We start from the raw sequence: 12,855 nt of genomic DNA on the forward strand, positions 1-12,855 counted from the left end.
GATGAGTGATAAAAAAAACATAGATAGATTGTTTCAGGAAAAGTTCAAAAATTTTGAAGTTGCACCTGACGATGCTGTTTGGAAAAAAATCCAAGATCGAAAAAACAAGGATAAGAAACGAGTACTTCTTATACCATTTTGGTACCGCATTGCTGGTATTGCTGCATTAGTCGCGATAATTTTGTCTGTTGGATCCTTTTTACTACCCAAAGAAAGTACGCAAGACTCTATAGTTGTTACTAAAGATTCAGAAAATACAGATAATTTATCTACTGAAAATCAAGATAGCAATACAATCATCACCAATGATGGTCTTGTGAACACTCCAAAAAATAAAAAATCAAACTATAGCGATGGATCTTCAGAAAGTTCCAACGCCAATAACGAAGCAATTACGAATAATTCCTTAAAAAATGATGATAAGAAAGATACTCCGTTTGATATAACCTCAGATTCTAAATCTACAATTTCAGATACTTATAAAAACCCTTCTACTAATAAAAACACTACCAATAAAGAGCCTATTATAACTACTAATGCGACAAATAAAGAAGCAATTGTTTCCAATAAAGACAATAAGAAAAAAGAGGACATCCTATTAGATCAAAAATCAACAACTTTTAATACGGTAGCAGAAACACAAAAAACTAGTACTTCTGAAATAGATAAAGAAAAAATTCCTGTTACTGGCACAGCTATTACTCCTAAAAATGGAATAGCAGAAAATAACAATTCTACGAATACTAAAGTTGAAAATATTACGAAAGAAGAAAGTCCATATTTTCAAGATCCAAATAACACGGAAAGTACCATTAAGGAGTCTATAGCAGACAATCAAGAAGAGTCTAATAATTTGAATAAAAAAGAAGTTTCTGACCAAACTTCGGATCAAAGTCCAGTTAGTGGAAAAAAATCAATTTTTGACGCTATAAAAGAAAAAGAAGAAAAGGAAAAAATTATAGCAGAAACCAAGTCGGGTAAAAGATGGAACATATCACCAAACGTTGCTCCTGTGTACTATGATTCATTTGGTGGATCTTCTATCGATCCAGAATTCTCTGATAATAATAAACAAGGACAAGTTAATCTTAGCTACGGTATCCAGGTTGCTTATTCAATTAATAAAAAGTTAAGTGTACGATCTGGCGTGAATAAAGTTGATGTCGGATACAATACTGAAGATGTAGGATTTGGCATTTCCTCTGTAGGTAGAGGTGACAGTAATGACTTTACAAATACTCAAAGTGTTATTGTGTCAGATTTTCAAGCTTCGCAAGCTAGCTTCACTCCTTCTCTTCCTGATATTAATGGTGAAGTTTTAGTGAGATCTCAAAATCCAGGATTACTAAATCATAGTATTGGATATATTGAAGTACCACTAGAACTTAAATACTCGCTAACAGAATCCAAAATCGGAATTCATATGATTGGAGGAGTCAGTACGTTATTCTTAGAAAATGAAGAAGTCTCTATCATCGCTGGTAGCTTTAGAAATGAAAACGTTGCGAGAGATGAAACTGTTAATGATGTAAGCTTTAGTGGAAATATTGGTATAGGATTTGATTATAAGTTATCAGATCAATTCCAGATTAATATGGAACCTATCTTTAAGTATCAATTTAATGGATTTAAAGAAAGTGCACAAAACTTTAAACCCTACTATTTCGGTATATATACAGGTATAAGTTTTAAGTTTTAAGTTTTAAGTTTTAAAACAATGAAAAAGAAAAGTAACTAAATGTGTTTTAGGTTATTTTAGTTGGTTAGGTTGAATTATTGCTCTAGGGAAGCAATGATGACAAAGCTGTTTCTGGGGAGGAACAGCTTTTGTTTTTTCTTAAGAAGCTGGCTTTCTATAATTGATCAGATTGTAATTTATCCAAAATGACTTTGCGCGTTTTTATATTAAGTTCTTTCTTCTGTTCTTGAGTCAATCCCCCGGTTGGAATTTCTTCATGTACAAAAGCCCTCATTTTTCCTGGACTTCCACTAAAAAAAGTATATGAAAATCTTTTTTTATTGTCTAGAAACGTTAAAGGAACAATGGGTATCTGATGATCAATCGCCAACCTGAACGCGCCATCCTTAAAATCATCAAGCATAACAGATTCATCCTCTGGAACACCACCTTCTGGAAATATACAGATGCTAGTTCCTTCTTGTAGTCTGGCTTGCGCACGGTCAAAAACTTCTTTCCGACTTCTCTGACTATTGCGATCTACAAGTATACAAGTTCGTTTATAAAAAAAGCCAAATATTGGAATCTTAGCAAGTTCTTTTTTTCCCACAAAAACAAAAGGATTCTTTACAGAATATAGCATTAACATAATATCTGCCATAGAAGTATGGTTAGCCACAAACATATAACTCTTATGAGCGTCCACTTTTGCTTCTTTTTTTACTCTAGGAACAAAACCGCTGCCAAACAGCACAATTTTAGCCCAAAATCTGGCGACAACAAAAAACTGCGGATACCACTGCTCTCTTGATGTTAATATCAATAAAACCGGAAATAATATAATAATAGGAATTCCCATCATCACATAAAACCAAATTCGCCAAAGAAGAATCAATATATATCTAAGGATAATCATAAGCGTAAAAATACACAATTGGTTTGAGCTATCTGAACAAAAAAATTACCTTTGCCCGAAACTACAAAATTACTATGGCAAGAATTCTAACAGGAGTCCAAAGTACAGGAACACCTCATTTAGGAAACTTATTAGGAGCTATTATTCCAGCAATTCATATGGCTAATCAGCCAGAGAATGATTCCTTTTTGTTTATTGCAGATATGCATTCATTAACACAGATTAAGGATGCTAAAACACTAAGAGAAAACACCTACTCTACCGCTGCAACCTGGCTAGCTTTTGGTTTAGACATAGAAAAAACTGTGTTTTATCGCCAGAGTGATATTCCACAAGTAACAGAATTGTCGTGGTATCTTAGTTGTTTCTTTCCGTATCAACGGTTAACTCTAGCACATTCATTTAAAGATAAAGCGGATCGGTTAGAAGATGTTAATGCAGGGTTGTTTACGTATCCAATGCTAATGGCTGCTGATATTTTATTATATGATGCAGAAATTGTACCTGTGGGAAAAGACCAGGAACAGCATATAGAAATGACCAGAAATGTAGCGGAACGTATGCATAATCAGGTTGGAGAACTTTTTGTCTTACCTGAAGCGCAATTTCAGAAAGAAACGATGTATGTTCCTGGAACAGATGGTGCTAAAATGAGTAAGTCCAAAGGCAATACCATTAATTTATTTTTACCAGACAAAAAACTACGTAAAAGTATTATGGGTATTCAAACAGATAGTACTCCTATGGAAGAGCCTAAAGATCCTGATACGTGTAATGTCTTCGCATTATATCAATTAGTAGCATCAGAAGAGCAATTGGTAGAAATGCGCGCCAATTACTCCGGTGGTAATTACGGATACGGTCACGCAAAACAAGCGCTATATGAAGTCTTAATCGACAAGTTCTCCGAAGAACGTGAACGCTATAATTATTACATGGATAATCTAGAAGAAGTAGATAAAGCGTTAAATATTGGCGCAAAAAAAGCTTCAAAAGTAGCAAATAGAGTGCTTTCTAGAGTACGTGAGAAGGTTGGATACTAATCTACCTGATTTTCTAAGATAAATCATAAAAGTGGGTGTCTAAAAAGTAAGTTTACGATGTCAAACTGAGCTTGTCGAAGTTTTTAACTTCTTAATTTTCAAAATGTCTTCGACAAGCTCAGACTGACAATTTTAAGTTTTGAAGACTTTTTAGATATCCTCTTTCTTTTTATAATTATTGTTTAGAGTTTCTTCTATATATCATAATTAAGGATTCATTTTTCTTAATACTAGAAGGAATTTGTGTCTGATTAGTTGCACGTTAAAGAACTAATTTAGTAAATAAGCCCTTGCCAAAACATATTAGCTATCCCAAAATGTTAGGCAACCTTTTTACTTTTTTTCCGTAAGTTCAAGTTCAGGATATTTATTACCTAATTCCAATAAATCAGAATGTTTATCTAATAAATATAAGTCAAAAAATTGCAACACTGTTTTTGTAGTTACCTCATATGCTTTATTTGGACTTATTGTTCCTGCTTCATTTATAAATGGTAAATTAATCATTAACGGAATATCCATAAAACTAGAATGTCCAGAGTTCAAGATTTTAGCGTTGTAAAAATCAGAAGAACTTCCATTATGATACGCCTGTATGTTTAAATTTGGGTGTGAGTCATCCCATTCAGACGAAATTAAAGCAAATGGTTTGGTCATTATTGTATCTATCATTTTTCCCCATTGCATACCGTCCACGTTAATTCCTGCTTTTAATCTGTCATCATCAAGTAATGCTTGACCTGCTGCTGCACCCCCTTGAGAATGCCCAAAAACGCCAATTTTTGTTATATCAAGATGATGCGCTAAAAAAGTAGATGTGTTCCATTTTTTTAATTCATCTATAACTAAAGAAATATCGTTGCTATATCGCTCAGTTAGTTCAGCGCCGTAATAATTTAAAATAAGATTATGAACAGTCTTAAATTGTTCTTCTGGTGTTGTTGCCTTATTATAGTTTTGCAAGGCATTCCAAGCCATTTCAGCCATTTCCTGATTATTTTGCTTTCTGTCGTATTCCGAATTAAAAAGTTTTATTTCCCCATCAGGAAAAAGTGTTCCTGTACTTTCATATGTATGATTTATATTTAAAACAATGTACCCATGACTTACAATTTCTTCTATTAAAGCATAATAACCCGAAGCTTGAGAATAGCTCCCATGAGAAAAAATTAATACAGGGAATTTACCCATAGCTACAGATGGCTTAATGTATGTGTGCGTTTTAACAAGATCTAAATAATTGAATATAGTTATGGGCAATCCATGTTTTATTGCAAAGCTCACTCTGTCCCCTTCATTAAGATAAGGTTCTGTTTTCTCATTATCTAGGATAGCAGGATACCATGCCTTTATCATCAATTCTCTTTTATCTCCTAAATCAGAAGTCATTATTTCATCTTGGGTTGATTTTAAATGAATATATTGAGAGCCAATATTGTATTTTCCAGTAGGCCTGGGGAAGTTAAAAACAGGCAAAATATAGGGTAACACCCAACTAAATAGTAATAGTAAAACTAATGCTATTCCTCTTATAGTTTTTCTAATCCAACCTCCATTAAAAAATGAATATTCTTTATACAAACACCAACCTAAAATTAGAACTAGCAAGTAAGCAGGAATCATTTGCCAACGCCAGCCTTCGACACTAAGATGTAAAACCATCAGAACACAGATAGAAGTTATTAAATATCTCTTTGGAATTTTCTTAATGGATTGACGCTTTACAAATGGTAAAATTGTTACAAAAACTAATAAGGCAATTTCTAAAATTCTCATTTTTTTTAATCAAAAAGGTTATATCGCAAGATTTTCAATTTTTTTTTGAGATATAGTTTTAATCGACAAATTACTTATTTAGGCTTCTTTTCTACACTATCAACACTACAAATACATTAATGACTCTAATACAATAAAAAATATTTAAAACTAAGATATTAGTTCAAACTAAATATTTAGTTTATATTAGCACTTTCAAACTAAGATTTTAGTTTGATAACTAAAAAGAAATCCATTTATGAAACAATTGACCAAAGCAGAAGAAGATATTATGAAAATCCTGTGGAATCTAGAGGAAGGTAGTGTTGTTGCGATCCTGGAACAGTTACCAGAACCAAAACCTGCTTACAACACTGTTTCTACAATTGTCAGAATATTAGAAGATAAAGGCTTTGTAAATTATCGAAAAGAAGGAAGAATTCATATTTACATCCCACTTGTGAAAAAAACAGAGTACAGCAATCAGAGTATTAACAAATTGATTGATGGTTATTTTCAAGGATCCTTTAAGAGCATGGTCTCTTTTTTTATGAAGAAAAATGACATCAGTATTGCTGAGATGGAAGCAGCAATGAGAGAAATAAATAAAGAGGAAGAATAACATGATACATTACATACTACAAATCATCGCGTTTCAACTACTTTTTTTAGTAATATATGATCTATTTCTAAAAAAAGAAACATTCTTTAACTGGAATAGAACATATCTTCTCATAACCCCCATTCTAAGTTTTTTGCTTCCTCTGATTAAATTGGATTTTATAAGACAAAACATTCCAACAGCATACATCATACAGCTACCTGAAGTACTTATTACAGATTTTCCTATGCAGGTTCATCTTTTACCAGAAGTTATAATCGCATCAGAAAGCCACCTATCAAGTTACATTTCTTTGATACCAGTCCTTGGATATTTATGGTATTTGGGAGTAATAACAAGCTCATTTTTATTTATTTATAAGATCTTTAAAATAATAAACTTAAAAAGATCCGGAACTAAGGTACATACAAAAAATATTACGCTGATATCATTACCAAATACAACCATTGCATTTTCCTTTTTCAATACAATCTATATTGGGACTGATCTCTCGGAAATTAAAAAAACCAACATCTTATTTCACGAAAAAATTCACGTAAAAGAATACCATTCTATAGATCTTATTTTCTTTGAAATATTACGGATTCTATTTTGGTTTAATCCATTGATCTATATATATCAGAATAGAATAGCCACACTTCAGGAATATATTGCAGATGCTAAGGCTATAGCAGAAACCACAAAAAAAGAATACTATCAAGACTTATTATCTCAGGTTTTCCAAACAGAGAAAATTTCATTTATTAATACATTTTTTAATCATTCATTAATCAAAAATCGACTTGTTATGTTACAAAAATCAAAATCAAAAAAAGTCTATCAATTAAAATACCTACTTCTTATCCCAGTTATTAGTTCAATGCTTATCTATAGCTCTTGTTCAGAAGATTCTCGCATTCTAGAGGAAAAAACAACGCAAAACGAAACTGCTCAGAAAACACTAACACAAAGAGCAGAGACTTTATTAGTAAAAATAAATAGTGAGGGTAAGTTTACTAAAGAGAACAAAGAGCTTTTTTCTGCACTAATGAAAGATGTAGGAAACTCAGAAGCTCCGGATTTAGAACCAGAAGACCTAGAGGTTTTTCAAAGTTTGATACAAGCTATCTCTAAATCGAAACAGAGCACGCAACCAAAAAAAGACGGAGTTCCTTTTGTAGAATTAGATATTGTTCCTATTCATCCCAATTGTAAAGGTTTAAGTAGCGAAGAAATTAAAAAGTGTTTTTCTCAAAACATTGCACAATTTGTTGGATCAGAATTCAATATTAAAATTGGAGAAAATATCGGGCTTAGTGGGAAACAAAGAATATACGCTAGATTTAAAGTTGATAAAACGGGTAAGGTAGTTGATATTCAAGTAAGAGGTCCACACCCAGAATTTGAAAAAGAAGCATTACGTGTGTTAAAGGGACTTCCTAATATGGAACCAGGTATGAAAGATGGCGCACCTGTTAGTGTACTATATTCTTTGCCTATAGTTTTTGACATAAAAGAATAAGAATCTCATCATCAATCAAAATTAAAGGGCTGATTATCTTGAAAGATAACCAGCCCTTTTTATTGCCAACAATTATCAACCGATATTAGCGTTCGAAACCTTTTTCTACCGCTAAAATGACATTAAACGTTCCATTTTCCTTATTAGTGATTACTGGATATTCACCCGCTTTTATTACATTACCTTGTAATCCCAACTCTTTTGAAACTTCTGGGTCCAAGGTCAATGTCTCTTTTACAGTAAATACATTTTCCTTGAATAGACCTTCATCCTGATAAAATTGTAATCCCGCTATTTTTTCATTTAGCGCAAAAGGAATAGCGGTTTCTCTTGGATCAATATCCACTTCTAATTTATCTTTAAAAGAGAGAAAATCTCTAGGATCTAACTTCTCATAGATTACCCAAGGGTCAAAAATATCAATCCAACAAGGTACAAACCAGCATGGATCGTAAAATATAGGAATACATATTTTTTTAACACTACATACTCCATTAAATGTAGAGAAACACCTTCCTTGAAGCCTTAGTCCTCTTTCAAAAATATAGTAGCATCGATAAGAAATCCACTTACCTTCTGCTTCTATTTGGTTATTACTTTCATTTACCTCTACAATAGAATTTGTTTCTTCTACTGTTTCTTTTTCACAAGCGTAGAATACCCCAATTGCTATTGCTACGGCCAAAAAAAATACTTTTTTCATATTATTTAGGTTTTAAGATTAAAAAAATCCCCATTACAATTGGCTGTTGGCACTCCAATCGTTATAGGGATATATGGTATAACAACCTCTTTTTTTCAAATCTGTTAGAGGGTTGCTTTTTAGTAAAAATTTTAAAAAGGGAAATATGACGCTAAAGTAAAGTCAATTGGCGTCTCAATTACGGGGTATTAACCTGTTTTTACACAAGTTATTTAACTAATAATTCTATAAAATGAAGGGTTTACGAAACCAAAACCCCACGTTGTTCCATCACAGGAAGATCTCGAAAAGCGTTTTCATTAATTGTGTTTTTTCTAAAAACGTATTTCTTATCGAATAGCTTACCTTCAGCAAAGAAAGTAACTGAAAACTCATTATTCATAGCAAATAATTCTTCCTGAATCATTTCGATCTTAGCGGATGATTTTGCATTCACTGTTCCTATACCATGTCTTAATAAAGATGTCTTTTTTTCGGTATTGTAACCTTTGGTTACTACCAAAACCATTTCAATAGGAATATCCTGATCATTAATGATATAAGCATTCCAATCATGGCCACCGAATTCATCATTCCATTCTTTGACCACAGCTACGTAGACATTTTCTACTATTGGTATTTCTATATCTTTTTTCAATTATAAGGCAGGCTTAAATTGTTCTAAGAAACGTACATCATTTTCGCTTAGCATACGGATATCAGAAATCCCATATAACAATAGCGCTATACGATCGATCCCCATACCAAATGCAAATCCACTATACTCCTCAGGATCAATATTACAATTTTTTAATACGTTAGGATCTACCATTCCACAACCCATAATCTCTAACCAACCGGTTCCTTTGGTCATTTTATAATCTGTTTCGGTTTCTAATCCCCAATACACATCTACCTCAGCACTTGGCTCGGTAAAAGGAAAGTATGATGGACGTAATCTAATCTTAGATTTCCCAAACATTTCTGTAGTGAAATATTGTAATGTTTGCTTAAGGTCTGCAAACGAAACATCCTTATCTATGTACAATCCTTCTACTTGATGGAAGAAACAATGAGATCTAGCAGAAATTGCTTCATTACGATATACTCTTCCTGGAGAAATAGTTCTTATTGGTGGTTTATTCTCTTCCATATACCGTACTTGTACAGAAGATGTATGTGTACGCAATAGAATATCCGGATCTGTTTGGATAAAAAACGTGTCCTGCATATCACGTGCTGGATGATATTCTGGTAAATTAAGTGCAGTAAAGTTGTGCCAATCATCTTCAATTTCTGGCCCTTCACTTACATTAAAACCAATACGTGAAAATATATCTATAATTTGATTCTTTACTAAAGAAATTGGATGACGTGATCCTAAAGCAATTGGTTCTGCAGGACGTGTAAGATCTCCGTAAGTTCCCTTATCTTCATCTTTAGACTCTAGCTCGTCTTTTAAAGCTCTCACTTTTTCTTCAGCCGCGACTTTTAAAGCATTTATAGCTTGACCAAATTCTTTCTTTTGATCATTCGCAATATTTCTGAATTCAGTAAAAAAGTCATTAACTAGTCCTTTCTTACCTGAAAACTTTATTCTGAATGCTTCAACTTCTTCTTTGGTCTTAGCAGAGAAATCCTCAACTTCTGAGATATATTCTTTAATCTTATCGATCATGATCTTTTTCTTATAGTAGAGGGCAAATTTAAGATTTGTACATCATTAAATTGTACACGGCGTCTAAAAAAATGTGTTATTTTGGTAATAAAACGTATAATTTCTAGAAAAATCACCTTTCAGAAAGAACTTTGTTTTGTTTTAGATTATCCAGATAGGTATATAACATCAAAAAGAAAACCGAGATTCCTCCGAATAAATGCCATAACCAATGTGTTCCCATATAGAAAAAATCTGTTTCCCAGAACGTATCGGCGCTTCTAAAACTTACGGCTATTGCAAAAAACACAAAAGCTAGTATAATCATTTCTTTATGTCTTCCGTTTCTTTTTACTAAATACAAAAGGATGGGAAGCAACACAGTAATTGCCGTAATTACATATCCTAATGAAATTCTGACTATAGCAGGAATGGGTAATGTGCGTACGGCAAAGGAAACTCCAAAAATTATGGTAAAGGCTAATATTCTTTTCCACCAAACTTTGTACAATTTAAAAATGAAATAAAAAACAGCCGACATACACAAAACCATAATTGGAACCCAATCCATAAACAACCATATTTGATGACTTCGGGTACCATGAAATAAAGTCCCTCCAATAAAACCGATAGCAAGAATCGGTAAACAAAAGGCTAAAAACAAATGCTGTTTTGGATTCTTATATACGCGTATAGAAAAGTATATAATTATAATTAAAAATACAAGATTGCTAATCGTATTGAACGGTTCTACTGGTAATCTACCCATGATCGTTTCTTGGTAAATCGGTCCGGTATCATTGGGAACAACATTAGGATCATTGATAACATTCAGAAACATATTTTCTTTTTGTATTAAAGTTAAAAAAACGACACAAATTGAGAAGTATTCAAGTGTAATAAATACTGAAAGTAACAAAAAGATAATTCGCTAGTAATCAGATAAATATCATTTTTATGAAATTCTTTAAGAAAAACAATTATTAAGTACGTTAAAGCACGTTAAAAATCTTGACAAAACTGTAGATATTGATTATATTTAAATATAGTTTTAAATACTATAAAATTCAGCCTTAGATTTTCCCAAAATAATCTTTCATAACCAATAAATGCGAACACATGGTATATGACTAAAAGTTAGTCATTATTTTATGTTTAATTAAAAAATGTCGATATGAAAAAGTTATTTTTTGGAATCCTAATTATAGACATGAAAGGATTAAAAGAATTGATAAGCAATCTTCCTTCGGCTTCTTGGTATGCTATGAGAAGATAACTACATTATGAGTAAATTTCTTTAAGACAAGAATTTTATATTACATATTCAAAACATTTATAAAAAAGATGCTCAATTTGAGCGTCTTTTTTATAAATCATTATTGTTTGACAGCATTAAAAAATATACTCACTTGTCAGGAAATAACTAACAATTGCTTCTTTCATTAAAACTGATTGCTCTCCGGCTTTGAGGTTAGGTAATTGTTCTTTTACAATATAATGTGGCCATCCTTGCTCATCAAAATAATCGAACTCATAATACCCATATGGTTCTAACAATCTACAGATAGCAATATGCATAAGATCTAGCTTTTCGTCTTTCTTAAACTTACGATGTACCTGCCCTAATTCCTGCACTCCAATCAGGTAAATGATTGCATCTAAATCTAATGGATCTCCATCAGCAAATTGAACTGATAATTTTTGTACCAAAACATCCCATCGTTCTTTTAATTTTTCGTCTCTAGCCATAACGTATTTTTAACTATACTTTCAATTTCTACATAAAAAATTAAGCCTTACAAAAGTAACGCTTAACTAAAAAAACCAACCATCATTTGAGAGAAATATTAAAACTCCCACAATACACCGATTCCAGCATATTGATTTCTATAATTTCTAAAGGATCTTGCATCAATATCAGTATAGTTAGTACTTCTAATTCTAGAAAACATGGTAGCAGTAATAGAAAAACCTTTCCCTATTTTGTGAGCAGCATTCATCTGAAAGTTTGAATATTCATATTTCAGATCTTCTCCTATACCTCCATCAGTGTTTCTGGCTTCGATATCTGTATAATTTCTTGTAATGAAAGAGAAAGTTCCTCTAATTTTTGTCTTGTCATTGTCATATTTCAGAGCAATTCCAGGACCGAATTGATTGAACCCAGATCGGTTGGTAGAATTATCAATCCTTATATAGTAAACAACACTTGGTTTTATTTCGAACTGCTTGCTAAAAGGTAGTCTATAATACAAAGTCCCTTTTAGATAATCCCAATCTCTTTCTCCATCTGGTTCAACATCACTGGCATTAAAAGTATCATAACGTCTCTTTTTTGCATATGCTGTTATACCTAACTTGTGTTTTAGTTTATTGATTCTAAAAGTTTGAACTGAAGAAATCTGAGCTCCAAATTCATTATATTGTAAATCTCTAACACCAAAGACATCAAAATTCCTGAAGTTATAAAACCCCTCTACAGTAAGTTCGTTATTTGTAAGTGGCGCAAACTGTAAACCTAAGGTTCCTCCATAGTTGGTGTACCCTAAAGGATTAATTAATACATCCTGATCACCTCCGAGTCCTTCTCTATTCATTCTTATGAATCGCGCTTCTGCAAGTAAAGATGTTTTTCTACTAAACTTATAATCATATTTAACGTTTGTACTCAAACTCCAATAACTATCATCAGAATTTTCATGAAAAATTCTAGAAAAAGGATTCATAGAAACTCTAATTCTATTTTTGCTCCATTTATATCGGTATTTATAATTGAGTTCAATATCCTGATAAAAACTGCTAGATATCAATTCATCTTCATTCAATATTGCTCCTCCTGTTCTTATCTCTTTAGGACTTCTGAAATAATTGTATTCATACCCTGCTTGGGTTTCTGCATTGAAGCTATGATTACTTTGTGTATATGAAATAATACTTGTTAGTGTTAATATGATTGTTAAAGAGATTTTCGTGATTTTCATATTTGTTCTTTTTCCTTTTC

The 12,855-nt window shown here is 32.1% G+C and carries 12 protein-coding genes; 4 read left to right on the plus strand and 8 right to left on the minus strand.

Annotation, left to right across the window (positions count from 1 at the left end; translation table 11 throughout):
* Nucleotide 1: 1 nt before the first annotated feature.
* The gene (locus D1818_RS13505; RefSeq protein ID WP_147406088.1) at nt 2-1,699 is read left to right on the plus strand and encodes a hypothetical protein; all 1,698 of its coding nucleotides are present in this window, start codon (nt 2-4) and stop codon (nt 1,697-1,699) included.
* 154 nt (nt 1,700-1,853) lie between these two features.
* Here D1818_RS13505 and D1818_RS13510 read toward each other — a convergent pair whose 3' ends face one another.
* Nucleotides 1,854-2,594 carry a 1-acyl-sn-glycerol-3-phosphate acyltransferase gene (locus tag D1818_RS13510; protein ID WP_118459534.1) on the minus strand — a complete coding sequence of 247 codons (741 nt, stop codon included), beginning with the start codon at nt 2,592-2,594 and terminating at the stop codon, nt 1,854-1,856.
* A gap of 74 nt (nt 2,595-2,668) precedes the next feature.
* Between D1818_RS13510 and trpS the strand changes: the two genes are divergently transcribed.
* On the plus strand, nt 2,669-3,637 hold the full coding sequence (gene trpS / locus D1818_RS13515) for a tryptophan--tRNA ligase (RefSeq protein WP_118459535.1): 969 nt from the start codon (nt 2,669-2,671) through the stop codon (nt 3,635-3,637).
* A 333-nt stretch (nt 3,638-3,970) separates the two neighbouring features.
* Here the strand turns inward: trpS and D1818_RS13520 are convergent, their stop codons facing one another.
* Nucleotides 3,971-5,413, minus strand: a complete 1,443-nt coding sequence (locus D1818_RS13520) for a hypothetical protein (protein ID WP_118459536.1) — start codon at nt 5,411-5,413, stop codon at nt 3,971-3,973.
* Between the two features lie 238 nt (nt 5,414-5,651).
* Between D1818_RS13520 and D1818_RS13525 the strand changes: the two genes are divergently transcribed.
* Together D1818_RS13525 and D1818_RS13530 are read left to right on the plus strand one after the other, a co-directional pair.
* A complete protein-coding gene (locus D1818_RS13525; protein WP_118459537.1) occupies nt 5,652-6,014 on the plus strand; it encodes a BlaI/MecI/CopY family transcriptional regulator in 363 nt (120 codons plus the stop codon).
* A gap of 1 nt (nt 6,015) precedes the next feature.
* Nucleotides 6,016-7,515 (plus strand): M56 family metallopeptidase, encoded by a 1,500-nt coding sequence (locus tag D1818_RS13530; RefSeq protein WP_118459538.1) that lies wholly within the window; start codon nt 6,016-6,018, stop codon nt 7,513-7,515.
* Between the two features lie 85 nt (nt 7,516-7,600).
* Here D1818_RS13530 and D1818_RS13535 read toward each other — a convergent pair whose 3' ends face one another.
* From D1818_RS13535 to D1818_RS13560, 6 genes are all read right to left on the minus strand, one after another.
* A complete protein-coding gene (locus D1818_RS13535) occupies nt 7,601-8,218 on the minus strand; it encodes a hypothetical protein (protein WP_118459539.1) in 618 nt (205 codons plus the stop codon).
* Between the two features lie 241 nt (nt 8,219-8,459).
* Complete coding sequence (locus D1818_RS13540) at nt 8,460-8,855, minus strand: hypothetical protein (RefSeq protein ID WP_118459540.1); 396 nt, start codon at nt 8,853-8,855, stop codon at nt 8,460-8,462.
* Entirely contained in the window at nt 8,856-9,875 is a 1,020-nt protein-coding gene (gene pheS, locus D1818_RS13545) for a phenylalanine--tRNA ligase subunit alpha (protein ID WP_118459541.1), read from the minus strand.
* 112 nt (nt 9,876-9,987) lie between these two features.
* A complete protein-coding gene (locus D1818_RS13550; protein ID WP_118459542.1) occupies nt 9,988-10,695 on the minus strand; it encodes a ceramidase domain-containing protein in 708 nt (235 codons plus the stop codon).
* Between the two features lie 551 nt (nt 10,696-11,246).
* Nucleotides 11,247-11,603, minus strand: coding sequence for a hypothetical protein (locus D1818_RS13555; RefSeq protein WP_118459543.1), 357 nt, complete (start codon nt 11,601-11,603; stop codon nt 11,247-11,249).
* A 98-nt stretch (nt 11,604-11,701) separates the two neighbouring features.
* Entirely contained in the window at nt 11,702-12,835 is a 1,134-nt protein-coding gene (locus D1818_RS13560; protein ID WP_118459544.1) for a hypothetical protein, read from the minus strand.
* Between the last annotated feature and the right edge of the window lie 20 nt (nt 12,836-12,855).

The organism is Aquimarina sp. BL5, assembly GCF_003443675.1.
In the GTDB taxonomy this organism is placed as follows: Bacteria; Bacteroidota; Bacteroidia; order Flavobacteriales; family Flavobacteriaceae; genus Aquimarina.

Coding starts and splice junctions, on each gene's coding strand:
- D1818_RS13550 (WP_118459542.1), bottom strand. CDS start 10,695: ATGTTTCTGAATGTTATCAATGATCCTAATGTTGTTCCCAATGATACC.
- D1818_RS13520 (WP_118459536.1), bottom strand. CDS start 5,413: ATGAGAATTTTAGAAATTGCCTTATTAGTTTTTGTAACAATTTTACCA.
- D1818_RS13510 (WP_118459534.1), bottom strand. CDS start 2,594: ATGATTATCCTTAGATATATATTGATTCTTCTTTGGCGAATTTGGTTT.
- D1818_RS13505 (WP_147406088.1), top strand. CDS start 2: ATGAGTGATAAAAAAAACATAGATAGATTGTTTCAGGAAAAGTTCAAA.
- D1818_RS13560 (WP_118459544.1), bottom strand. CDS start 12,835: ATGAAAATCACGAAAATCTCTTTAACAATCATATTAACACTAACAAGT.
- D1818_RS13525 (WP_118459537.1), top strand. CDS start 5,652: ATGAAACAATTGACCAAAGCAGAAGAAGATATTATGAAAATCCTGTGG.
- trpS (WP_118459535.1), top strand. CDS start 2,669: ATGGCAAGAATTCTAACAGGAGTCCAAAGTACAGGAACACCTCATTTA.
- D1818_RS13555 (WP_118459543.1), bottom strand. CDS start 11,603: ATGGCTAGAGACGAAAAATTAAAAGAACGATGGGATGTTTTGGTACAA.
- D1818_RS13530 (WP_118459538.1), top strand. CDS start 6,016: ATGATACATTACATACTACAAATCATCGCGTTTCAACTACTTTTTTTA.
- D1818_RS13535 (WP_118459539.1), bottom strand. CDS start 8,218: ATGAAAAAAGTATTTTTTTTGGCCGTAGCAATAGCAATTGGGGTATTC.
- pheS (WP_118459541.1), bottom strand. CDS start 9,875: ATGATCGATAAGATTAAAGAATATATCTCAGAAGTTGAGGATTTCTCT.